General features: G+C 72.5%; 15 protein-coding genes and 2 pseudogenes. 5 read left to right on the forward strand and 12 right to left on the reverse strand.

The features are described 5' to 3' along the window. Positions 1–111 precede the first annotated feature (111 nt). On the forward strand, positions 112–777 hold the full coding sequence (locus E4N63_RS06620; RefSeq protein ID WP_230240194.1) for a pentapeptide repeat-containing protein: 666 nt from the start codon (positions 112–114) through the stop codon (positions 775–777). 242 nt (positions 778–1019) lie between these two features. Here E4N63_RS06620 and E4N63_RS31000 read toward each other — a convergent pair whose 3' ends face one another. Together E4N63_RS31000 and E4N63_RS06630 are read right to left on the reverse strand one after the other, a co-directional pair. Next, on the reverse strand, positions 1020–1316 hold the full coding sequence (locus E4N63_RS31000; protein WP_185831406.1) for a PepSY domain-containing protein: 297 nt from the start codon (positions 1314–1316) through the stop codon (positions 1020–1022). 1141 nt (positions 1317–2457) lie between these two features. Further along, on the reverse strand, positions 2458–3798 hold the full coding sequence (locus E4N63_RS06630) for an HNH endonuclease signature motif containing protein (RefSeq protein ID WP_230240195.1): 1341 nt from the start codon (positions 3796–3798) through the stop codon (positions 2458–2460). 854 nt (positions 3799–4652) lie between these two features. Between E4N63_RS06630 and E4N63_RS06635 the strand changes: the two genes are divergently transcribed. The 3 genes and pseudogenes from E4N63_RS06635 (at position 4653) to E4N63_RS06645 (ending at position 8621) form a co-directional block, all read left to right on the forward strand. Continuing rightward, positions 4653–5453 carry a helix-turn-helix domain-containing protein gene (locus E4N63_RS06635; RefSeq protein ID WP_230240196.1) on the forward strand — a complete coding sequence of 267 codons (801 nt, stop codon included), beginning with the start codon at positions 4653–4655 and terminating at the stop codon, positions 5451–5453. Then, positions 5450–6775, forward strand: a pseudogene (locus E4N63_RS06640) (MFS transporter); the annotation flags it as partial. The gene E4N63_RS06635 and the pseudogene E4N63_RS06640, both read left to right, overlap by 4 nt. Before the next feature lie 388 nt (positions 6776–7163). Beyond that, on the forward strand, positions 7164–8621 hold the full coding sequence (locus E4N63_RS06645) for an FG-GAP and VCBS repeat-containing protein (protein WP_230240198.1): 1458 nt from the start codon (positions 7164–7166) through the stop codon (positions 8619–8621). A 113-nt stretch (positions 8622–8734) separates the two neighbouring features. Here E4N63_RS06645 and E4N63_RS06650 read toward each other — a convergent pair whose 3' ends face one another. The 8 genes from E4N63_RS06650 to E4N63_RS06685 form a co-directional block, all read right to left on the reverse strand. Continuing rightward, positions 8735–9121, reverse strand: coding sequence for a VOC family protein (locus tag E4N63_RS06650; RefSeq protein ID WP_125626142.1), 387 nt, complete (start codon positions 9119–9121; stop codon positions 8735–8737). Next, entirely contained in the window at positions 9118–9411 is a 294-nt protein-coding gene (locus E4N63_RS06655) for a helix-turn-helix transcriptional regulator (protein ID WP_039823405.1), read from the reverse strand. The genes E4N63_RS06650 and E4N63_RS06655 overlap by 4 nt, the downstream gene beginning before the upstream one ends. Before the next feature lie 83 nt (positions 9412–9494). Next, positions 9495–10241 carry a GNAT family N-acetyltransferase gene (locus E4N63_RS06660; RefSeq protein ID WP_308188658.1) on the reverse strand — a complete coding sequence of 249 codons (747 nt, stop codon included), beginning with the start codon at positions 10239–10241 and terminating at the stop codon, positions 9495–9497. Positions 10242–10344: 103 nt separating this feature from the next. Next, a complete protein-coding gene (locus E4N63_RS06665; protein ID WP_230240199.1) occupies positions 10345–13146 on the reverse strand; it encodes a penicillin acylase family protein in 2802 nt (933 codons plus the stop codon). Beyond that, entirely contained in the window at positions 13143–14861 is a 1719-nt protein-coding gene (locus E4N63_RS06670) for a DHA2 family efflux MFS transporter permease subunit (protein ID WP_230240200.1), read from the reverse strand. Before E4N63_RS06670 ends, E4N63_RS06665 begins: the two co-directional genes overlap by 4 nt. A 6-nt stretch (positions 14862–14867) precedes the next feature. After that, a complete protein-coding gene (locus E4N63_RS06675) occupies positions 14868–16964 on the reverse strand; it encodes an IucA/IucC family siderophore biosynthesis protein (RefSeq protein ID WP_308188659.1) in 2097 nt (698 codons plus the stop codon). Beyond that, positions 16961–17602: a GNAT family N-acetyltransferase gene (locus tag E4N63_RS06680; RefSeq protein ID WP_230240201.1), complete on the reverse strand. Its 642-nt coding sequence runs from the start codon at positions 17600–17602 to the stop codon at positions 16961–16963. Before E4N63_RS06680 ends, E4N63_RS06675 begins: the two co-directional genes overlap by 4 nt. After that, positions 17599–18879: a lysine N(6)-hydroxylase/L-ornithine N(5)-oxygenase family protein gene (locus E4N63_RS06685; RefSeq protein ID WP_230242387.1), complete on the reverse strand. Its 1281-nt coding sequence runs from the start codon at positions 18877–18879 to the stop codon at positions 17599–17601. The genes E4N63_RS06680 and E4N63_RS06685 overlap by 4 nt, the downstream gene beginning before the upstream one ends. On the opposite strand from E4N63_RS06685, the gene E4N63_RS06690 reads away from it, so the two are divergent. Further along, the gene (locus E4N63_RS06690; RefSeq protein ID WP_230240202.1) at positions 18772–19011 is read left to right on the forward strand and encodes a hypothetical protein; all 240 of its coding nucleotides are present in this window, start codon (positions 18772–18774) and stop codon (positions 19009–19011) included. The genes E4N63_RS06685 and E4N63_RS06690 overlap by 108 nt on opposite strands. A gap of 3 nt (positions 19012–19014) precedes the next feature. Here E4N63_RS06690 and E4N63_RS06695 read toward each other — a convergent pair. Together E4N63_RS06695 and E4N63_RS06700 are read right to left on the reverse strand one after the other, a co-directional pair. Next, positions 19015–20570: pseudogene (locus tag E4N63_RS06695) on the reverse strand (aspartate aminotransferase family protein). 277 nt (positions 20571–20847) lie between these two features. After that, entirely contained in the window at positions 20848–21882 is a 1035-nt protein-coding gene (locus tag E4N63_RS06700; RefSeq protein WP_230240203.1) for an ABC transporter substrate-binding protein, read from the reverse strand. Between the last annotated feature and the right edge of the window lie 93 nt (positions 21883–21975).

Raw genomic sequence — 21975 nt, forward strand, 5'->3', positions numbered from 1 at the left:
ACGGGCAGGACCGCCCTGCCGTCCGTGTCTCCGGTGCCTCTCCCCTGTCAGCGGTCACGCCTAGAGTCGGACGCGACCGGTGCCCAGCTCCGCCCACCCCTGCGAGGCCCCATGCCGCACGCCCTGCCGCCGCCCCGTGATCTCGGTGATCTGCCGTACGCGGAGTATCTGGAGCGGTTCGGCGGGCGGCTGACACCGGAGGCCGTCCACGACACCCTGCACTTCGACGGCGACACTTTCGAGGACGCGGACAGTGGCAGCGCGCGGTTCGCCGAGTGCGCGTTCTCCTCGGTGTCCTTCACCGGCGGCCGTCTCCGGCGCGCACGCTTCAACGACGTTTGGCTGCACACCTCGCGCCTGGTGGGGACGGACCTCGCCGAGACGGACTGGCTGGACGCCGAGGTCGTCTCCGGTTCGCTCGCCGGACTGGAGATGTTCGGCGCCGAGCTGCGCCGCGTCACCTTCCACCAGTGCAAGTTCGACTCGGTGAACTTCCGCGCCACCACACTGCGGGACGTCTCCTTCCGGGACTGCCTGCTGCGCGATGTGGACTTCGGCGGCGCGGCCCTGACCGATGTGGCGTTCCCCGGCTCGGACCTGGACGGGGTCCGGTTCGAGAAGGCCCGGCTGGAGAGGACCGATCTGCGCGGAGCCGTCCGTCTCGGCATCACCGCCGGCTACGACTCACTGCGCGGGGCCCTCATCGACAACGCACAGCTCTTCGCCATCGCGCCGATGCTCGCCCAGGCTCTCGGCATCACGGTCCGGGACCGCTGACCCGGCCACGCACGATCACCCGACCGCGGCCGCAACCGCCCGAGAGCGCAGGCCGTACAGCCGCGCAACGGGCCGCACGAACAGGCAGGCACCCCCGGCGGATCGCTGCGGGCGGGGGTCCTGCCTGCCGTGACGGGATCAAGCGGCTTCCTCCGGCCTCACCTCCTGTCCGTACCGTTGCTTCCCTCGGCCTGCCGGGCGGGAGCCCGGCAGGCCGTCACCGGGCGGATCACCGGCCGGAATCAGTCGTCGTCCTCCTCCGCACCCTCCACGCCGTCCAGGACGTCGCCGGTGAAGGCGTCGACATCGACCTCGGCCTCGCCGGAGCCGATGACGGCTTCCACGCCCCAGACGGCCCGGTCGTCCTCCTCGTCCAGCTCGACCTTGACCACCCGCGCCCCGGGCATCAGGTCGGTGACGATCCCGGCCGCCTGCACCGCGTTGACGGGGCGGGGCCCGAAACGGGCGTCGAGTTCTGGATCGATCTCTATCTCGAAGGCGGGTGACGCGGCCCGCCCCGCCGAGGAAGCCGCTTCCACGGCTCTCGGGCCGGGCCGCTCCGGCTCACCGGCCGAGGCCGACGCAGCACCGGCCGTCAGGCCGAGGGTGATTCCACCGATGGCGAGGGTGAGGTCCCAGGGAGGCGATGGCTGCTGACAGGGATCTTGAGGAGCCGGAGCCGGGATCTGATCGGGCAGGTCCTGATGGGGCAGTCCATGGCGGAGCCGGTCGTGGTGGGACCGTGCAACTGCACGCAGGCTACGCGGAATCCACAGTTCAGCGATGGGCAGCCGGGGTGGGCTGGGTTGGGGCGGGATGCGGTGGGTGGAAGGAGGGTGGTGGAGGGTGGTGGATGGTGTGGTCGCGGATGCGTCGCGGGCTCCGGCGCCCTCCCGGTGGAACGTGGGCATCAGGTAGACGGCAGTGATGCCACGGGAAGTTACACGCCGACAGCCGTCGTCGTTTGGATGCGGGTCGGAGTCGAGGTGGCGGCCGGGGTGACAGCATCGGGTGGGCGGCGCGGTGATGGTGGCGGATGCGTTTCGCGGACTGTCCGGTGATGTCCCGGCTGGGGTTACGGCGCCGGGTGGGCGGCGCGTTGGTGGTGGCGGGTGCGTTTCGCGGACTGTCCGGTGGTGTCCCGGCTGGGGTTACGGCGCCGGGTGGGCGGCGCGTTGGTGGTGGCGGGTACGTTGCGGGCCGGCGGATGTTGTTCTGGTGGGGGTTACGGCATCCGTGCTGGGGTGGGCCGGTGGTCGGTCGTCTATCCGGCGCCGTGCGCGCCCGGGGTCGTCTTGAAAGGCGATGGCGTGGCTGGTGCCAGTGGGTGGTTGAGGGGGCACACGCGTGCCTGGGTTCTTCGGCTCACCCGCCGTCGTGGCGGGCTGTCGGTGGTGACGGTCGTGGCGGGTGGTGGTGTGGCGGGCTCGGTTCTCTCCTTTGCCGGTAGCCGGTAGCCGGTTGCCGGTCGGTGGGGGCTGGGAGCAACTCGTGCCCGTGGACGCCGAGGTGCCTGCCGTCGCCGGTGCGCATGGACGCCGAGGTGTGCGCGTGGCCCCTGTCAGGTGTTGCCCACCCGATGGCTACCCGGGGTGGGTTCGGGTTTAGGGCAGGGGTGTGGGCCCCTCACGGTGGCGAAGGGGCTGATGCCGGTGGCTGCGGCCCGCTGCGGGGCTGGGGCTAGGTGGTGTGGGGTGGGTTGGTGTAGGTGTGGCCCGTCGGTGCCGTCCAGCGGACCTCGCCGGTGTCAGGGTCGCGCTGCACCTGCCATTCGGTGCGGTGTTTCAACAGGTGGTGGCGTCGGCACAGCGGCATCAAATTGTCCGGCTCCGTCGCCCCGCCCGCCGTCGGATTCTCGTGGTCGAAGGGCTGGATGTGGTCCAGGTCGCAGCGGTGGGCGGGCATCTGGCAGGAGGGGAAGGTGCACGTCATGTCCCGCGCGATGACGTGGCGTTCGGTCTCGGCGGTGGGGTGGTAGGTGGTGGGGTCGGTCTTGATCAGCAGGCCGGTCTTCGGGTGGGTGATCAGACGCCGCCAGATCGTGCCCGGAGCGAAAGCCACCTCCCGCGCCGCGGTGGCGCTGACCGGGCCGTAGCCCTTGAGCTGTCCGGGCTCCTCATCCACCCCGATCAACGTGTCCATCGACACCGTCACCTGCACGACCGCCGCCGACCGGCCACCCGGGGTCGGGTCTCCGGTGGGGCGGTTGACGACCAGGTCGTACAGGGCGTCCACCCGCTTCTGGTTCAGGGTGCGCCCGTCGTCGGTGAACGTGGCAGCATGCGCGTCGACGGCCGCGTCCAGTTGGGCGGCCTGCGGGGTGGGGAGGAACGCGGTCCAGGTGGCCATACCGTCCTCGGCGGCCCGGTGCCAGATCGTCCGGTCCTCCCGCCGCCGGCGATGCCGCCGCTCCGCACCCAGCGGGTCGGCCTTCAGGACGGCGCGGTTCAGCGCGCGCCGGGTCTGGCCGACGGACTGGGCGGGCATCTTGGGCGCGACCATCGCCTCCACCACACCTGCGGCCTCGGGGTCGAGGGTGCCGGTGACCTCCGCCACCGCCTTCGCCTGCAGATAGCAGATCTCCCCCCGCTCCAACAGCCCCACCGTCGTGGGGAAGCGCCCCTCCAAGGCGGTGGCGACCGCCAGACGGTCCGCGGCCGTGTTCCCCGACAGCTTCAACGCACAGGCCACATCCTCACAGGCGAAGTTCCAGTCATAGTCCACCCACCCGACCTCATTCGGCGTCGCATCCAGCGCATCGGCCTCGATATCGGCCAGCAGACCAACCTGCTGGGCCTGGATCCACGCCACATGCCGCTCCCAGGCCTTCAAAGCATCGATCCGCCCAGTGGTGGAGAGCTGCCCGCGCTCCAGCAGAGCAAGCATCGCCGCCGTCTGCGGACCCGGGGTGGCCGACGCCAGATGCGCGGCCCACTCATCCGCCGTCACCGGCTGTTCCGGCGGGCCAGTGGTTTCGGTCGTGGCCGTGTCGTCGTGGTCGAGCAACGTGGCCTGCATCATGTCCCCCCGTCCGGATCACACGCGTGAACTCCCGCCCTCACGGAGCGAGTTCGTACCTCTATTTTCCGTCACGGACGGTGATGAATCCAGGTCCAGGGCATGGAACCACCCGAACGAGTGATCGAAAGCGGAACCGGGAACTCCACCCATGGCCCACACCAAACACCAACAAGGCCACCCACGACCGCCACCACGACCGAGGGCCCGCCACGGCAGCGGCAGAGCCGAGGGACAGGGCACGCGCGCCCGGGCGGCGCCTCCTCAGCCGAGTGTCATCACCGTGAGCGACCGCCCCCGGCCACAGCTCGCCCACCCGGAAGAGCCACCGCCCAGACCCCGACCCCAGCGGCAGCCGACACCCCCGCAGCAGCCACGACAGCCGGACACCACCGCCACCACCGACAGCCCGCCACGACGAACGGGAAAGCCGAGAAGCCCAGGCGCGCGTGTGCCCCTCAACCACCCACCGGCACCAGCCACGCCATCGCTTTTCAAGACGACCCCGGGCGCGCACGGCACCGGATAGACGACCGACCACCGGCCCACCCCAGCACGGATGCCGTAACCCCCACCAAAACGACACCCGCCGCCCGCAACGCACCCGCCACCACCAACGCGCCGCCCACCCGGCGCCGTAACCCCAGCCGGGCACAACAACCGACGGCCTTCTCGGCGCAGCCGCTACCTGGCCACCTGCCGCCCACCCCGCCCCCGCCCTCCGCAACCGGCCACCGGCCACCGGCCACCGGCCACCGGCCACCGCAGCACGGGACGAGATCTCCCCTACGAACTTCCCCAAATTAATTCTGCAGAAATAACTTTGCAGACTCCCTCGCCGACGCTAGCCTCGCCTCATGGCCCATGGAGAAAGCCGGCGCGTACTCGACCCGGAGAAGGACTCGGCAGCCCTGAAAGCCCTCACCCACCCCCTGCGCATCCGGTTGCTCGGGATGCTGCGCCAGGACGGGCCCGCCACCGCCACCGAACTGTCCGGCAGGACACAGGAGTCGTCCGCCTCCACCAGCTACCACCTGCGAGTTCTGGCCAAGTACGGGTTCGTGGCCGAGGCCGAGCACCGTGACGGCCGGGAGCGTCGCTGGCGGGCTGTGCACGCCGTCACGTCCTGGAACAACGCCGCGGTCAGCGCCTCCCCCGAGCATCGGGCGTTCCTCGATGTCACGCGCAGGGCGCAGATCGAGCATTTGGAGCGCTCCCTCGTCCAGCACGAGGAGGATCTGGCAGCCGCGCGGCTGGGCCCGGAGTGGCTGGAGCCGTCCGGGATCTCCGATCTCCTCCTGCGCCTGACGCCCGAGTCTCTCGGCGAACTCATGGAGCGGTTCGCGCGGAACGCCGAAGAACTCGCCGACCGGGACGCGTCCGATCCGCGCGCCGAGCCAGTCGTGGTGTTCAGCGCCGGGCTTCCCCTCGCCACCCGCGACCCAGCCAACCGCCCGCTCGCCAACCGCCCCGTCACCAGCCGCCCCGTCGCCACCCACACCACCGGGGCCGCCGCGGATCGTCCCGAGTCGATCACCTGGACCGAGAACACCGGGCCCGACTCACCGCCGGACTCACAGCCGGACTCACCGCCCGACTCACCGCCGGACACGCCGGGGACACCGCCGAACACCGGCCCGGGCGCCGGGATGTCATGACCGGTGCTGTCACTCCCCGCAGCGCACGCCGCCGCTTCACCGCCGTCAACTTCTTGTTCTGGCTGCCGGTCGGCCTCTGCCTCCCCTCTCAAGTCCTGCTGCTCGGTGAGCGCGGGATGGGCCTCGCGGCGATCGCCGGGCTCTTCGCCGTGTACTCCCTCACCGTGGCCGCTCTGGAACTGCCGACCGGTGGTCTGTCCGATGTCATCGGCCGCCGCACCGTCCTCGCCGCAGCCGGCGTGTTCAACCTGACCGCCCTCACCCTGCTGGCCCTGGGTACGACCGTCTGGGCGCTCACCCTCGCCATGGTGCTGATGGGTTCCGGACGGGCCCTGTCCAGCGGCCCCGCGGAGGCCTGGTACGTCGACACCGTGCAGGCCCATTCCGGCCCCGGCGCGGAGTTGCGGACCGGACTCGCCCGCGGCAACACGGCGTGCGCCACCGCGCTGGCCCTGGGCACCCTCATCGGCGGTGGACTGCCCTGGCTGCTGCAAGGCCCGGCTTCCGGGCTGGGCAGCGGGCTGGACGCCGCAACGGGCGGAGCACTGCTGCCGCTCTCCGTGCCGGCGCTTCTCGGTGCGGCGGTGGGGCTGGTCTTCGTGACGTATGTGCTGACCGCTCTGCGGGAGCCACCGCGGCTTCCGGCCACACTGCGCGGCGTACTGCACGGGGTTCCGGCGACCGTCCTGGGCGGGCTGCGCCTGGGGGCCCGGGACGGTCTGGTGCGCCGCGTTCTCCTCACGGCCGCGGCGGCCGGAACGGCCCTGGCCGCCATCGAGCTGCTGGCTCCCGGACGCGCCGCCGCGCTGACCGGTGCCGCCGAGTCGGGAGCGCTGCTCTTCGCAGCGCTCGCCTGTGCGGGCTTTCTCTGCACGGCCCTCGGCAGTCACTGCGCGCCGTCGGTCGCCCGGTTGACGGGGAGCGGTGAACGCGCGGTCCTGGTGAGCCTCGCCCTGAGCGCCACGGGTCTGACGCTGCTCGGAGCGACCCTGCTGTGGACCGGAACGACCGCCCTGGCGCTCGCTGCCGTCGGATACGCCCTCGTCTACTTCGGGCTCGGCTCCGCGGGTCCGAACGAGAACGATCTGCTGCACCACCGGGTGGACAGCGCGGGCCGGGCCACCGCGCTGTCCGTGAAGTCCCTCGCTCTGCAACTGGCCGCCGCCTTGGCCGGGCTCCTCGCGGGTGTCCTGCCGACGGGGCCGCTGCCCTGGCTGCTGGTGGCCGGGGTTCTGCTCGTGGGGGCGGGGTTGTGGATCCGTCCCACGCCACTGCCGACGGCGGGAGTGGCGCCGGCGGGGCCACTGGCGTCCGCGGCGCCGGCAGGACCGGCGGCACCGGTGGCACCGGCGGCGGCAGCGACCGCGGTGGCCACCGCCGGGTCGCCGGTGCGGGCTGGGTCGCCTCCGGTCCGCTCGGGCGCCGAAGACCCCACGGACCCGGCGGACTCCGCAGCCCGCACCGGCGCGGCCGACCCCGCCGAGGCCCTGCCGATCGTCACCGCCTCCGGCCGGCTGCCGTCGACCCTGGCCGGGGCTCCGTCCACCGGCCTGCCGGAGGTTCTGCCGGAGACGCCGGGACCGGTCCGTCGCCCATCGGGTTGAGCGTGGTGCGCGGTCGTTGGCACCAGAACCCCATCTGTCCCGTACAACCCCTCAGGCTCACCAGAGGTCGTCTCTGAGTCCACAGGTATCTCGTGGAAAGGAACCCATGCCCCAGTCCCACCACAAGCGCTCCCGGCGTCCCGTCGTCCTGGGCGCCGCCGCCGTCGCGGCAGCCCTGGCCGGCGGCCTGCTGATCACCCTGCCCGGCACCGCCAGTGCCGCGCCCTCCGGTCTCGCCGACGACTTCAACGGTGACGGCTACCGCGATCTGGCGAGCGCCGCGCCGGGTGCCGTCGCGAACGGCAAGGCGAAGGCGGGTGCCATCGTCGTCAACTACGGCTCGTCGAGCGGGATCAGCGCGTCCCGCAAGAAGATCACGTCGCAGAGCTCCTCCGGTGTGCCGGGCGCCTCCGAGGTGGACGACCGGTTCGGCACCGAGCTGGCGCACGGCGACCTCAACGACGACGGCTACGGCGATCTCGTCGTGGGCATCCCCCTGGAGGACGTCCCCGGGGACATCGACCGTGGCACGGTGACGATCCTGTGGGGCGGCTCGTCCGGTCTGTCCGGCGGCACGACGATCAGCGATCCGAACGCGTCGGGCCACGACCGGTTCGGCCAGTCCCTCGCGGTCGGCGACTTCACCGGCGACGGCAGGACGGACCTGGCGGTCGGCTCCACCGGCAAGGACGTGTGGATCTTCAAGGGCGGTTTCACCAAGTCGGGCGGCGCGGCGGGGAAGCTGCGCTTCGACGCGCAGATCGAGTCCGGCGCGTACCCCATGGGCGCCGTCCAGCTGGCCGCCGGGGACTTCGACGACGACGGGGCGGACGACGTGGTGGTGGCGTCCTCCGCCGGCAACTTCGTCTACCGGGGCGCCTCGACCGGGCCCACGCTGCAGACCGAGGTGGGCACGGGGTACGCGGGCGCGCTCACCGTGGCCGACTTCGACCTCGACGGGCACGACGACCTGGTCGTCGGCAACGACTTCGTCGGAGTCCTGGACGCGACGGCGGACGGTGGTTACGTCACGGTGTTCCCGGGCGGCGCGGCGGGCGTCGACGCCTCCCGCGGCACCGTGTTCAGCCAGGCCACCGAGGGTGTGCCGGGGGCGGACGAGTCCCAGGACTCGTTCGGTGGCGCGCTCGCCGCGGGCGACGTCGACGGCGACGACTTCCCGGACCTGGCGATCGGTGCCGACTTCGAGACCATCGGCTCCGCCTCCCACACCGGTAACGCCTGGGTGCTGCGCGGCGGCCCCTCCGGCCTGACCGCGACCGGCGCCAAGTCCTTCAACCAGGGGACCTCGGGGGTGCCGGGCGCCAATGAGTCGTCCGACGGCTTCGGCGGCGTCGTCCACCTCGCCGACCTCACCGGGGACGGCCGCGCCGACCTGTCCGTCGGCGCGGCCGGCGAGAACAGCGACGACGGAGCCGTGTGGATGCTGCGCGGCGCCTCGGGCGGCATCACGACCTCCGGCGCGGTGAGCTTCAGCGGGCCGACCGTGGGCATCGCCCGCTCCGGGGACGACCCCATGTTCGGGGACACCATGTCGGGCTCCTGAGCACGTGGAAAGACAGCCGGAGGGGGCGGCACCGGAGGATTCCGGTGCCGCCCCCTCCGTTGTGCCGACTTACGACTGGTGGTCGGCGGCATCGCCTGTCGTGCACCGAGTCGTTACTTGCTGTGCGCGATCTGGATGAGGTTGCCGCAGGTGTCGTCCAGAACGGCGGTGGTGATCGGGCCCATCTCCAGCGGCTCCTGGGTGAAGCGCACCCCGCGTTCGCGCAGCCGGCTGAACTCCGCCTGCACGTCGTCCACGGCGAAGGAGGCGGCCGGGATGCCGTCCTGGACCAGCGCCGTCTTGTACGGCTCCACCGCGGGGTGGCCGGAGGGCTCCAGGAGCAGTTCGGTCCCGTCGGGTTCCTCCGGTGAGACCACGGTCAGCCACCGGTCCTCGCCCATCGGGACGTCGTGCTTCTTCACGAAGCCCAGCACGTCGGTGTAGAAGCGCAGGGCCTTTTCCTGGTCGTCGACGAAGACGCTGGACAGGTGGATCCTCATGGGGCGCTCTCCGGTTCGTCGGGCCTGAGCCACCGGGTCACGATGCGCTCAAGGGGTTCGGTGTTCACGTCGTGGAACTTGTAGCGGCCCTGGCGCCGCGAACGGACCAGGCCCGCCGCTTCGAGTACGGCCAGGTGCTGGCTGATCGCCTGGCGGGACAGCCCCAGTCCGTGCTTGGTCACGAGCCGCGTGCATATCTCGAACAGGGTCTGGCCGTCCCGTTCCACCAGCTCATCGAGGATGCGCCGGCGGGTGGGGTCGGCCAGCGCCTTGAAGACATCCTCGGCCATGACGCCCACCATAGGCAAGTGATGACTTGCCTATCAAGTCGGGTGTTCCGACGGTGCCCGGTCGAGCCGGGGAAACCGCCCGGCTACCGCGACGTGGGCCGGGGCCCGGACCGGGACGCTCGCGCGCGGGCCAGGTGCGTATCGCGTTCGAGGAAGAGCATCCGCGCCCGCTTCCCCGGCAGTTCGATCTCGGGGCCGAGCTCGAAGCCCGTGCGCCGCAAACGCTCGATGGCCTTCGCGTTCCGGGCGTCGGGTTCGGCGACGATCCGCCTGCGGTGCGGATCCTCCGCCAGCAGGTGGTCGAGGAAGACGGAGAGGAGGGTGTCGGTGAAGCCGGGCTCGGGGGGGCCGTCGGCAGGGCCGATCATGAGATGGAGGCCGAAATCGCCGGGCCGCACGTCGTAGCAGTCGCCCACCGGGTCGGCGGAGGGTTCGTAGGTCTGGAAGAGCGCCACCGGGCGGCCGTCCCGGTGGATCAGGTAGGCGTGGTGAGTGGGGAGGGAGTCGAGGAACTCGTAGATCTCCCGGACCTGTTCGCGCGAGTGCTCGCGCATCCCCCAGAAGCGGGCGCGGTCCCGGGTGACCCAGTCGTGGAGGAGCTCCGTGTCGCGGGCGGGGTCGACGGGGACGACGCGGACGGTCCCGAAGCCGTCGACGTGCCTCTCGTGCACCGGGGCACGGGAAGGGCCACCGGTGCCGGACCCGGTGCCGGGCTCGACAGCGGCCCCGGCCCCGGCCCCGGACTCGGCGGGAGTGGCGGCGGAGGCACCGGTCCGCGGTACGTCGGTCCGGGCTGGTTCGCCGGTGTCACGGAAGTCGTCGGGGGTCATGCCTCTCCTGGCTCGGCTGCGCGGTGGTTCGGTGGTTCGGTGGTTCGGTGGTTCGGTGGTTCGGTGGTTCGGTGGGGTGACGTGGCAGGGCTCGGTGTGGGGTTCAGGGGTGACGGGCCTCCGGCGGAACGGTATCCGCCCGGTGGATCGGGTCGGCCGGCTCGACCCCGAGGAGGACCGGGCCGGTGTCGTACGAGCCCGGGGGCACCCGAGCGGAATCGCCCGCACCGAGACGATCCGCGGGAGCGCCGTCCGGGCCCGCCGGATCGGGACCGGACCGATCGGGACCGGACCGATCGGGACCGGACCGATCGGGACCGGACCGATCGGAACCGGACCGATCGGGGTCAGCCGGATCAGGGCCAGCCGGATCGGGACCGGCCGGGCCCCCGCCGGCGGGCTCCGGTGTGAGCAGGCTCCAGTCGGTGACCACGGGGACGAGGTCGCCGCGCACCCAGAGCGGCAGTTGATCGCTCCGGTGCGGGTGGCCGGGGATCCCGGAGGCGCCCAGGGGCACGATCCACCGGCTGTCCTCGCGGCGGGCGAGATCCCACACGAAGCGGGCGGCGGAGGCTCTGGCGCTGTGGTGGGTGAGGCCGGGCACGCTGGAGGTGGCCAGTACGCAGTCGTGGTCGCCGGAGAGGGCGGGCCGGATGTCGGGCGCCGTGTCCGGGGCCGCGGGCACGGGCTCGGCCGTCGTGTCCGAGTCTCCCGCGCGTCGGCCGGGTGCGGGCTCCGGCAGTGCCTGCCACGGGGCCAGGCGGTGCAGGTCTCCCCACCGCCGTGGCGGGCCGGTGGCCCCGGCCTCCTCCCCGGCTGTCTCCTCGACGGCCCGTCGTACCGCCTCGATCCGGTCCGCGACGGGGATCCGGTCGGACGTCAGCAGGGTTTCCAGCGCGAAGGCCACCCGCGGGACCAGGGCCAGCCAGGGCTGGAACACGTCCGGATGAGGCGGAGGCACGGCCAGCGGCGCCAGCACGGGGTGCTCCGCCAGTCGCCGGACGACGCGCGCCCGTACGGTGGCGAAGGCCGCGGCGTCGGTGCTGTCCGCGTCCATGTGGCGGTCCCAGCGCAGCAGCCGGTCTCGCAGCCCCGCGGCCGCGGGGCTCAAGCGGCCGGTGGTGGGCTCGGACGCGCCCGGTGCCGATGCGAGTGACGATACGGGTGCGGCTGCCGATGCGGGTGCGGGGCCCGGTGCGGAGGTGGGCCCGGTGCCGTCTCCGCCGTCCGCGGGGTCGTCCCCGCGGCTGTTGCTGTGGCCGTCCCTGTGGCCGTCCCTGTGGTGGCCGTCTCCGTGGCCGTCCGCGCGGTCGAGACCCGCGAGGAGCCGCAGCAGCGGTTCGGCGGACGACAGTCGGGTGTCCCTGTGGATCGCCGCCATGTCCCCGGCGGACCAGAGGGCCTGCCGGTCCAGCAAGGACCTGATGCGCTCGGCGCGATGCGGCGGTGCGAACTCCACACCGAGCGGGCTTGCGATCCCCCGCTGGTTCGCCATGACCGCGGGGCCCCGCACGGTGTCCCGGGGCATCGGGTGGTGCCAGCCCCGCCACGCGCGATCGGCCTCCCAGGCCGGTGCGACGCGGAGCCGGTTCCCGGGGTGGCGCAGCGGTACGGCGCCGGCCACCCGGTGCAGGGTTCCGCCGGCGGTGTCGGCCGCGTGGACGACGTTCACCGGCTCGACCCAGCGGTCCAGGGCCCGGTCGACGTCGGCGACGCTCTTGGCCCGCAACAGCGCGGGCAGGACGGTGAACCCGAGGTCTTCGCGTACGCGCGGCGGGTAGCGCAGACTGACGGCAAGGGCGTGCCCTCCTCCGTCAGTCGCCGGATCCGAAGCCGAGGCCGGAGACGGAGACGGAGACGGAGTCGTGGCCAGAGCCGGAGACGGAGCCGGCGGGATGATCACCGGCCCGCGCTCCGTCTCCAGGACGGCGATCCGCACCGGATCGGCGCCCGCGACCTCGATGGTCTCGACGTGGCGCGTCACCGGCCGCCAGCCGTCCGGGCCCAGCGCCTCCACGGTCCCGGAGAAGTCCACCGCCCCGCAGAGGTCCCCCGCACCGAGGGAATGGTCCGGGGCCGAGGCGTTCGCGCCGTCCGTGCCGTCCGCACCACCACCGTCCGCGCCCTCTTCTCCCCCGCCCCGCCGCAGGCGTTCGGCGTACAGGTCCTGGTAGTCCGCCATGGCATTGGTGATCGACCAGGCGACGTGACCGGTGTGCCCGAAGTGGGCGATGCCCGGAACGCCCGGGACGGCCAGTCCGATGACGTCGAACTCCGGGCAGGCCAGCCGGATCTGCTGGTAGACGCCCGGGGCCTCGATGAAGCGGTGCGGGTCTCCGGCGAGGACGGCCGCTCCGGTGACGGTACGGTCGCCGGGGACGAGCCAGCCGTTGCTGCCCGCGGTCCCGGGGCCGTCGGTGGCGAACAGTCCGGTCCAGTCCTCGCCGAGGCGCCGGGCCACCTCCTCGCGCCACAGCTTGGTGGGGAAACCGGCGAAGAGGATGTGGGTGGACAGCCAGATGCCCAGGGGCGTCCACGGCTCCCAGTGCCCGGGGGTGAGCTCGGTGGCCGCGAACTCCGGGGAGCGGGAGGCTCCTTCGGCCAGACCCGCGTTGACACCGTCGACGTAGTGCCGGAGCCATGTCGCGGTGTCCGGGTCCTCCCGGTCCAGGGTGCGCAGGCAGCGTCCGGCGGTGTCGTCCAGCCGGGCCTGCCGGGCGAACCGGTCCCAGCCGACGGCTTCCGGCCCCAGGAACGCGGCGGTTGTGCCCCGGAACCGGTGCCGTTCCACCTCGATCTGCCAGGCCCGGTCCAGGGCGGCGTTGTGCCCCTGGGCGAAGGCGAGTTCGTTCGCACTGTCCGCGCGGAGATGCGGGACCCCCCAGGCGTCGCGGTAGAGCATCATCTCCGGTCTCCTCTGCCGGGGCCGCCCTCGGGGCGGCCGGGTGCGGCGGACGCGGCCGGTGCGCCCGGGTCCGGGCCGGAGCCCGCGGCAGCTCCCGCGCTTACGGCAGCCCCCGCGCCCACGGCCGTCCCCGCGCCGGGGTCCCCGTCCGCATCCCCGCCCGCGCGCCGCAGCAGGTATCCCGCCGCGCAGCCCCCGGCGAGTACGGCCACGGCGCCCACCAGCTGACCCGTCTCCAGACCGGCCGCGAAGGCCGAGGTGATCCGGGCTCGCTCCGCTTCGCCGGCGGCGCGGCCCAGGGCCTCGGGAAGCGAGTCGGCGCCGGCTGCCGAGGCGGGCAGCAGCCCGCTGAACCGGGAGGCGAGGACGGCGCCGAGGACGGCGACGCCGAGCCCCGCGCCCAGTTCGGCGAGGGTGCTGTTGACCCCGGCGCCCGCGCCGGCCTTCTCCTTCGGGATGGAGCCCATGACGGCCTCGGCGATGGCCGGGTTGGCGAAGGCGCAGCCGACGCCCATCAGCAGCAGGCCGGACAGCAGCCCGCCGTAGTGCCCGTCGCCCACCAGCGCCACCACCGCGAACCCGGCCGCCAGCACGGCCATCCCGCAGGTGATCACGGTCGGCGGCCCGCAGCCGCGGATCAGCCGGGCCGAGACACCGGTGAAGTTCAGCGCCACCACGGTCAGCGCGAAGGGCGCGATGGCCAGTCCGGCCTCCAGCGGGGTGCCGCCGCGGATGAACTGGAGTTGCTGGGTGAGCAGATAGAGCGCTCCCCCGCTGCCGAAGGTGATGAGGACGACGCCCGTCACGGCGCCGGAGAAGCGGCGGTCGCGGAACAGCCGGGGGTCCAGCATGGGGTGCGGGGCCCGGCGTTCCCACGCGGCGAAGAGGCCCAGCCCGGCGACGCCGAACAGCGCGGGGAGGAGCACGGACCCGGAGGTCCAGCCGTGCTCCGGCCCGGTGATCACCGCGTACACCAGGGCCGTCATGCCGACGACGGAGAGGGCGGCGCCCGGCAGGTCGGGGCGGCCGGCGGCCGGGTCGCGGGTCTCCGGGACGAGGACCGCCGCGGCGGCCAGGGCGAACAGCACCACGGGGATGCTGACCAGGAAGATCGCACCCCACCAGTAGTGGCTGAGCACCAGGCCGCCGACGACGGGCCCGACGGCGAAGCCGAGCGCGCTGACGGCGGCCCAGATGCCGATGGCCTTGGGGCGTTCCGCCGCGCCGAAGATCTGCAGGACGACGGCGAGGGTGGTGGTGAGCAGCAGGGCGGCGCCCACGCCCATGCCGGCCCGCGCGGCGATCAACTGGCCGGCGGAACCGGCGAGTCCGGCGGCGAGGGAGCCGATGCCGAACAGGACGAGCCCGGTGAGCAGCATCCGTTTGCGGCCGTAGCGGTCGGCGGTGCTGCCGGCGGTGAGCAGCAGCCCGGCCTGGACCAGCGCGTAGGCGTTGATCACCCACTGGATGTCGGCGGTGGAGGCGCCGAGTTCCGCCGTGAGGGACGGGATCGCCACGTTGAGCACGGTGTTGTCGAGGACGACGACCAGTTCGGCGAGGCAGACGACGGCGAGGATCAGCCACCGGGCGGGGTGGCCGGGGTGATCCGGGTGGTCCGGGTGGTCCGTGCCGGCTTCAGGGGCGGGGCGTCCGGCGGCCGGGCGGGGCCGCGTTCCCGGCTCCGGCCGCCTCTGCGGTTTCGTCTCCGGCTGCATGGGCGGTCAGGTCCTCGACGGTGCAGGGGCCGGCGCGGAGGCCGGCGCGGGGGCCGGCACGCAGTCTGCCGCCGCCGCGCCGGGGGTCCCGTCCGCACCGGGGGCCGCCGCCGGAGCCGAGGCGGTCGCTCCCGGGGCCGCTGCCGCCGGGGCGTGGGCCGCGATCGGGTTCTCCAGGGTGCCGACGAGCTGGAGGGCGCCGGAGGGGTCCTGGAGGTCGACCATCTGCCGGTTGTTGCGCAGCTGGAGCCGGTTGAGGCAGGACAGGGCGAATTCGCCGGCGAAGATGTCGTACCGCGCGAAGCGGTCGGCGAGTTCGGGCACCGACTCCTGGTAGGCCGTGACGGTCCCGGCGACCGTGCGCCAGAAGGCGTCCTCGTCGACGACCTCCTCCGCCGCCAGCACGGCCGCCAGGTGGCGCAGGAAGCAGTCGAAGACGTCGGTGAGGATGGAGAGCAGTTTCATGTCCTCGGGCACCTCGGCCCGGACGCGTTCGACCTCGGGCGGCAGCTCGGCGCCGTCGTTCATGACGACGATCTCCTCGGCGATGTCCTTGAAGACCACCCGGGCCACGGCGTCGTCCTCCAGGACGAGGATGACGTTCTCGCCGTGCGGCATGTAGGCCAGGTCGTGGGCGTAGAAGCTGTGCAGCAGCGGCGTGAGGTAGGCGTCGAGGTAGCGGCGCAGCCAGTCCTCGGCGGTCAGGCCGGAGCGTTCGATGAGGGCGGCGGTGAGGGAGCGGCGGTCGCGGTCGGTGTGGAGGAGGGCGGCCATGGTGGCGAGCCGCTGTCCGGGTCGCAGGCCGGGGACGGGGCTCTCGCGCCAGAGGGCGGCGAGCATTTTGCGGTACGGGGAGTGCTTGTCGGTGGCGGCCTCGTAGCCGCGGTGGCGGTAGCCGATGGCGGCGCGCTCGCGGATGACGGTGAGGCCGGTCCGGCGGAGGACGGGGTCGCGGGCGACGAGGTCGGCGAGCCAGTCGTTGATGGCGGGGGTGGCCTCCATATAGGCGGCGGAGAGGCCGCGCATGAAGCCCATGTTGAGCACGGAGAGGGCCGTCTTGACGTAGTGCTTCGCCGGGTCGCTGGTGTTGAAGAAGGTGCGGATGGACTGCTGGGCGAGGTAGTCGTCGTCGCCGGGGCCGAGGCAGACCAGGCGCCGCTGGGCGATCTCGGCGGCGAAGGTGACGGAGAGCTTGTTCCACCACTGCCAGGGGTGGACGGGTATGAGGAGGTAGTCGCCGGGGTCGAGGCCGAGGCCGGTGAGTGTGGCGGTGAAGCGGCCGAGGACGGCGTCGCCGAGTTCGGCGCGGAGCAGGGTGTCGTAGTCGGTGTCGGCGGAGCAGGTGAAGGTGGTGTGGTCGCGGTGGGCGGCCAGCCACAGCAGCCGGACGGGCGCGCCGGTCTCGGGCGCGTGGGCGTGGTAGTCGTGGATGCCGAAGCCGAGGCGGCCGTTGTTGGCGACGAAGCAGGGGTGGCCCTCGGTCATGCCGGTCTCGATGGCCTGGAAGTCGGCGGCGGCCAGTTCGGCTGCGCTGACGGGAGGCTTGCTGAGTTTGTAGGCGGTGCCGGAGAGGGTGGAGCCGATCTCCTCCAGGTAGACGGGGAGGATGTCGTCGGCGATGCCCAGGGTGGTGCGCAGCTCGGTGAAGAAGGCGAGGCCGTCGAGCGGGAGTTCGGTGCCCTGCGCCTCGGCGGTTGCCCGGGCCGCGTCGTTGCCGTGCGCCTCAGCCGCGCCCCGCGCCTCAGCCGTGCCCCGCACCTCATCGGTGCCGGTGCCGCCGACGCGGTGGCGGGTGATGCTCGCTGCGTCGACGTGCCAGTGGTCGAGCCGCATCCGCCGGGCGGCGAAGCGGTATTCGACGGTGCCGTCGTCACTGGTGACGCGGTAGCGGCCGCCGGACAGCGGCTCGGGGGCGAGCAGCCGCTCGTGGGAGAACTCGGCGAGCGCCTTGCGGATCAGCAGCCGGACGGCGGTGTCCCAGTGGCCGGGGGTGAGGTGGGCGACGGCCTCGTGGGGAGCCGTTGTGTGCGGGCGGGCCGGAGCGGGCCGCGCCGTGGGGGCGGCGTCGGCGGCTGCGGCCCCGTGGGGGGCGGTGGTGCTCATGTCGCTGCTCCTCGTACGGCTGCTGCGAAACGGTCGCGGGTGCAGACGCTCAGCAGGGCGTCCTTCTCCGGTTTGGCGATGGTGGCGACGGGTTCGAACCCGACGGCCTCGTTCAGGGCGTGGACGGCGGTGTTGCGGACGTCGGGCTCGACGACGACCCGCCGGGCCTCCGGATCGTCGAAGAGCATCGCCATGACGGTGGTGATCACGGCACGGGTGAAGCCGTGCAGGGGGGTGTCGCCGGGGGCGGTGAGGAAGTGCATGCCGACGTCGCCGGGCAGCGGGTCGTAGAGCCCGGCGAGTTCGACGTGCGCGGGGTCGTAGCGTTCGACGAGGAAGGCGGGCCGGCCGCGGTGGAGGCCGAGGAAGGCGTCGTGGTGCGGGTGCGCGGCGATCCGCTCGTACTCCTCGGCCACGTCCTTCTCGTCCGCGTCCTGCATCAGCCAGAAGGCGGCCTTGGGATCGGTCACCCAGCGGTGCAGCAGGGCCGCGTCGGCGTGCGGGTCGAGGGGGACGACGGCGAACTCGCCGAGCCGGGGGTCCGCACGGCGGAACAGGGGCGTGCGGGAGCCGGGGCCGCCGGGACCGGCGAGATCCGCCTGTCCGGCGCCGGGGCCGTGGTCCGGGGCGACGCTCATGCCGGGCTCCCCTCGGGTGCGGCGAAGTCCTGGAAGGTGAAGGACTTCTCGACCGGGTAGGCCTCGCGGCCGAGGATGTCCCGGATGATGTGGGCGTTGCGGTACGGGCCCATGCCGAGGTCCGGCGAGGTGACGCTGTGCGCGTGGACGGCCCCGTTCTGCAGGAACACCCCGCGGCCGGCGAGGTCGACGCTGTAGTCGCGGGCCGGGTCGAGGCGCCCGCGGCTGTCGAAGCGCAGCCGGTCGCGGATGCCGTCGAGGAAGGCGGGGATCCGGTAGCTGTAGCCGGTGGCGAGGATCAGGCCCTCCGTGGTGAGCGAGAACGTCCGGTCCTGTTCCCGCTGGTGGAGGCCGAGGGTGTAGGTGCCGGTGTACTCGTCGTACGAGGCTTCGGTGAGTGCCGTGTTGCTGATGAGCCGGGTCGGGACGGGGCCGGCGGCGCTCTTCTCGTAGAGCAGGTCGTAGATCGTGTTGATGAGTTCGGAGTTGATGCCCTTGTAGAGCGGCTTCTGCTCCTCCGCCAGCCGGTGGCGGGTGTCCTCGGGGAGGGCGTGGAAGTAGTCCACGTACTCGGGGGAGGTCATCTCCAGGGTGAGCTTGGTGTATTCGAGCGGGAAGAAGCGCGGGGAGCGGGTGATCCAGTCGAGCCGGTAACCGTGGGTGCCGATCTCGGAGAGCAGCTCGTGGTAGATCTCGGCGGCGCTCTGCCCGCTGCCGACGATGGTGATGCTCCGCTTGGCCTGGAGTGCCTCCTTCTCCTCCAGGTAGCGGGAGTTGTGGAGGACGTCGCCGCCCAGGTCGCGGCACACCTCGGGGATGTACGGCGAGGTGCCGGTGCCGAGGACGAGGTGGCGGGCCCGGTGCTCGGTGCGTTCGCCGGTGGCGGCGCGGACGGCGTGGACGGTGTAGAGGCCGTCGGTCTCGTCGTACGTCACCGAGGTGACCTCGTGTCCGAAGCGGAGGGAGGTGAGGCGGGCGGCGGCCCAGCGGCAGTAGGCGTCGTACTCCGAGCGCAGCGGGTAGAAGTTCTCCCGGATGTAGAACGGGTAGAGCCGCCCGGTCTCCTTGAGGTAGCAGAGGAAGGAGTAGGGCGAGGCAGGGTCGGCCAGGGTCACGAGGTCGGCCATGAACGGGGTCTGCAGGTGCGTGCCGGCCAGCATCATGCCCGGGTGCCAGGAGAATTCGGGGCGGCTCTCCAGGAAGAGGCCGTCGAGGTCGTCGAGGGGCTCGGTGAGGCAGGCCAGGCCGAGGTTGAACGGGCCGAGGCCGATGCCGATGACGTCGTGCGGGGCGGGCGGGCCGGGCCGGTGGGCGATCCGGGCGTCGTGGTGGTGTCGGGCACGTCGGTCTCCGTGGAGGGTGAGGACTGGCTACTGGCGGAGGGCTGTTGGCCGGGGCCGGGACGGTGACGGTCAGCGGACCGGCGAACCCGCGGACCCGGTGGCCGCCGCCGGTTCGGGGGCGGCGGCGTGGTCGTCGGCGTGGGCGGCGACGAGGTCCAGCACGGCGCGGATGTCGTCGAGCGTGGTGCGCGGGTTGAGCAGGGTGAATTTCAGGTGGTGCCGCCCGTCGACGACCGTTCCGGCGACCAGCGCCTCCCCCGAGGCCGCCAGGGCCTCCCGGGCGTGCAGATTGGCCAGGTCGGTGTGGCGCCGGTCGGCATCGGTGTGCTCGCCGCCGGCCGGTACGTACCGGAAGACCAGGGTGGACAGGGAGGGTTCGGTGACGACCTCGAAGCGCGGGTCCGCGTCCAGCAGCCGCCAGGCGTCGGCGGCGAGATCGACGACCTGGTCGAAGAGGCGTCCCACGGCGTCGGCGCCCATGATGCGCAGCGTCAGCCACATTTTGAGAGCGTCGAACCGCCGGGTGGTCTGCAGGCTCTTGTCGACCTGGTTGGGGATGCGCCGCTCCGCGCTGCGGGCCGGGTTGAGGTAGTCCGCGTAGTAGGTGGCGTGGCGCAGCGTGGCGCCGTCGCGGACCAGGAGGGCACTCGAACTGACCGGCTGGAAGAAGGACTTGTGGTAGTCGACGGTGACGGACGAGGCGCGTTCGATGCCGTCGAGCAGGTGGCGGCGGGTCGGGGAGGCCAGCAGTCCGCAGCCGTAGGCGGCGTCCACGTGCAGCCAGATGCCGGCGCGTTCGCAGAGTCCGGCGATGGCGGGGAGGGGGTCGATGGAGCCGAAGTCGGTGGTTCCGGCGGTGGCGACCACGGCCATCACGGTGAGGTCAGCCGCGGAGCAGCGGTCGATCTCGGCGGCGAGGAGGTCGGTGCGCATCCGCCGGTTGCCGTCGGAGGGGACGGGGATGACGGATTCGGGTGCCAGCCCGAGGAGTTTGGCGCTCTTCTGGACGGAGAAGTGGCTGTCCTCGGAGGTGAGGATGCGCAGGTGCGGCAGCAGCGCGGCGAGCGGTGCCGGGGCGGGGAGGTTCTTCCGCAGCATGCGGCACGTCTCCTCGCGGGCCAGCAGCAGCGCCTGGAGGTTGGACTGGGTGCCGCCGCTGGTGAAGATGCCGTCGGCGGCGCGGCCGAGGCCGATGCGGCCGGTGGTCCAGTCGATGACGTGACGTTCCATCAGGGTGCCGCCGGCGCTCTGGTCCCAGGTGTCGAGGGAGGAGTTGACGGCGGACAGGACGGCTTCGCCGAGGAGGGCGGGGAGCACCACCGGGCAGTTGAGGTGGGCGAGGTAGCGGGGGTGGTGGAAGTAGACCGCGTCGCGCAGGTACACCTCCTCCAGTTCGGCGAGGGCGGCGGCCGGGTCGCCCAGGGGCCGGTCGAGGTCGATCGCGCCCACGCGGGGGGCGAGTTCGTCCGGGGAGACGCCGGTGAAGGGCGGGCCGTCCGGGCCACCGCGGCGGCGACTCGCGTCACGCCGTCGGTGACCAGGCGCCGGTAGTCGTCGGCCGTTTCGTTCCCCAGCAGGTGGGAGCGGGGGTCGGGGTCGGCGGCGGGTGGGGCCACGCCGGTCAGGGCGGTGGGGAGGGGTCCCTGAAGACTCACGTGCACGTCCTCCGTCGGGGGCGGGGATGGGGCAGGAACGAAGGTTAGCCTAACCTAACTTGATTCGCCCTCAACCCCCGCCCCAGCCTTTCTCACATGCGGTTTCCCGCCACTTCGGCCGGGCCCGGTGGGGGCGCACGGAAGGACGGGGGCGGGGCACACGCGGACGCGGACCGGCCGAACCCCCCGGCCGGTCCGCGTTCCGCCCCTCGCCTCCGGCGGCACCGCCGCCTCCGGCCACGGGCCGTCAGTCGAGCTTCTCGGACTCGTCGATGGCCTCCGCGAGGTTCTCCAGCAGCGGGGCGGCACCCTGGTAGGAGAAGCGCGGCACCGGGTCCCACTCGGCGACCTGGCCGGCCTCGACCGCGGCCAGCTTCTTCCAGGTGGGCTTGGACTCCAGGTCCTTCGCCTGCAGAGCGGTGCTGCGGTTGTCGAGGATGATCAGGTCGGCGTCGTACTTGTCGGCGTTCTCCCAGCTCAGGCTCTCGAAGTAACCACCGCTCTCCTTCACGTCCTTCGGGGTGACGAACTCGACGCCCAGTTCCTCGAAGTACTTCAGGTCCGCGGCGGGGCCGGGGGTGGAAACGTAGAAGTAGTCGGCGCTGCCGGAGGCGGCCATGACCTTCAGCCCGCCGTTGGCCTCCGCGGCCTTCCGCAGCTTCTCGGCGGCCTTCTCGAACCGCTCCCTGCCCTCGGCGACCTGCTTCGACTTCAGGTCGGCGCCGAGGGATTCGGCCAGTTCGGCGTAGCGTTCGATGGGCTCGGTGAGGGAGACGTCGGCGACCTGCGTGGCGACGCTGGGCGCGACCTTGAGGATCTTGTCCGCGCTCTCCTCGGGGACGTACCAGAGCGAGCCCTTGTCGTACTGGTGCGTCACCAGCAGATCGGGGTTGAGGGCCGCGTACTTCTCGATGTCGAACTCGCCCCAGGCGTTGCCGAGCACCTCGACCTTCTTCACGTCGAGGTCACCGGCCTGCGGGTGGGCGGAGCCGTCCTTGAGGGTGGTTTCGCCGAAGACACCGACGATCTTGTCCTTCAGGCCGAAGTCCGCGAGGGCCGCGGCCGTGCCGGTGAAGGCGACGATCCGCTCCGGGGTGCTGTCCGCGGTGACCTTCTTCTTGCGGTCGTCGGTGAAGGACCACGGCTTGCTCTTGCTGTCGTCGGCGCCGGAGGACGAGCCGGAGTCGCCGCCGCAGGCCGCCAGCAGGACGCTGAGGCCGAGAGCGCCGGTCGCGGCGAGCAGGCCGCGGCGGGAGGGGGAAGCGGGACGGTTCCCGGACATGGTGGTGCCTTTCGTACAGGGCGGCGGAACGCGGAGAAGGCCGGCGGAGATCGCAGCGGCCGATCAGCAGATGTTAGGTTAACCTAACCAAAG

The sequence above is a fragment of the Streptomyces sp. MNU89 genome (genome assembly GCF_020982505.1).
GTDB lineage: Bacteria > Actinomycetota > Actinomycetes > Streptomycetales > Streptomycetaceae > Streptomyces > Streptomyces xinghaiensis.

Coding starts and splice junctions, on each gene's coding strand:
- E4N63_RS06620 (WP_230240194.1), top strand. CDS start 112: ATGCCGCACGCCCTGCCGCCGCCCCGTGATCTCGGTGATCTGCCGTAC.
- E4N63_RS06630 (WP_230240195.1), bottom strand. CDS start 3,798: ATGATGCAGGCCACGTTGCTCGACCACGACGACACGGCCACGACCGAA.
- E4N63_RS06635 (WP_230240196.1), top strand. CDS start 4,653: ATGGCCCATGGAGAAAGCCGGCGCGTACTCGACCCGGAGAAGGACTCG.
- E4N63_RS06645 (WP_230240198.1), top strand. CDS start 7,164: ATGCCCCAGTCCCACCACAAGCGCTCCCGGCGTCCCGTCGTCCTGGGC.
- E4N63_RS06650 (WP_125626142.1), bottom strand. CDS start 9,121: ATGAGGATCCACCTGTCCAGCGTCTTCGTCGACGACCAGGAAAAGGCC.
- E4N63_RS06655 (WP_039823405.1), bottom strand. CDS start 9,411: ATGGCCGAGGATGTCTTCAAGGCGCTGGCCGACCCCACCCGCCGGCGC.
- E4N63_RS06660 (WP_308188658.1), bottom strand. CDS start 10,241: ATGACCCCCGACGACTTCCGTGACACCGGCGAACCAGCCCGGACCGAC.
- E4N63_RS06665 (WP_230240199.1), bottom strand. CDS start 13,146: ATGATGCTCTACCGCGACGCCTGGGGGGTCCCGCATCTCCGCGCGGAC.
- E4N63_RS06670 (WP_230240200.1), bottom strand. CDS start 14,861: ATGCAGCCGGAGACGAAACCGCAGAGGCGGCCGGAGCCGGGAACGCGG.
- E4N63_RS06675 (WP_308188659.1), bottom strand. CDS start 16,964: ATGAGCACCACCGCCCCCCACGGGGCCGCAGCCGCCGACGCCGCCCCC.
- E4N63_RS06680 (WP_230240201.1), bottom strand. CDS start 17,602: ATGAGCGTCGCCCCGGACCACGGCCCCGGCGCCGGACAGGCGGATCTC.
- E4N63_RS06700 (WP_230240203.1), bottom strand. CDS start 21,882: ATGTCCGGGAACCGTCCCGCTTCCCCCTCCCGCCGCGGCCTGCTCGCC.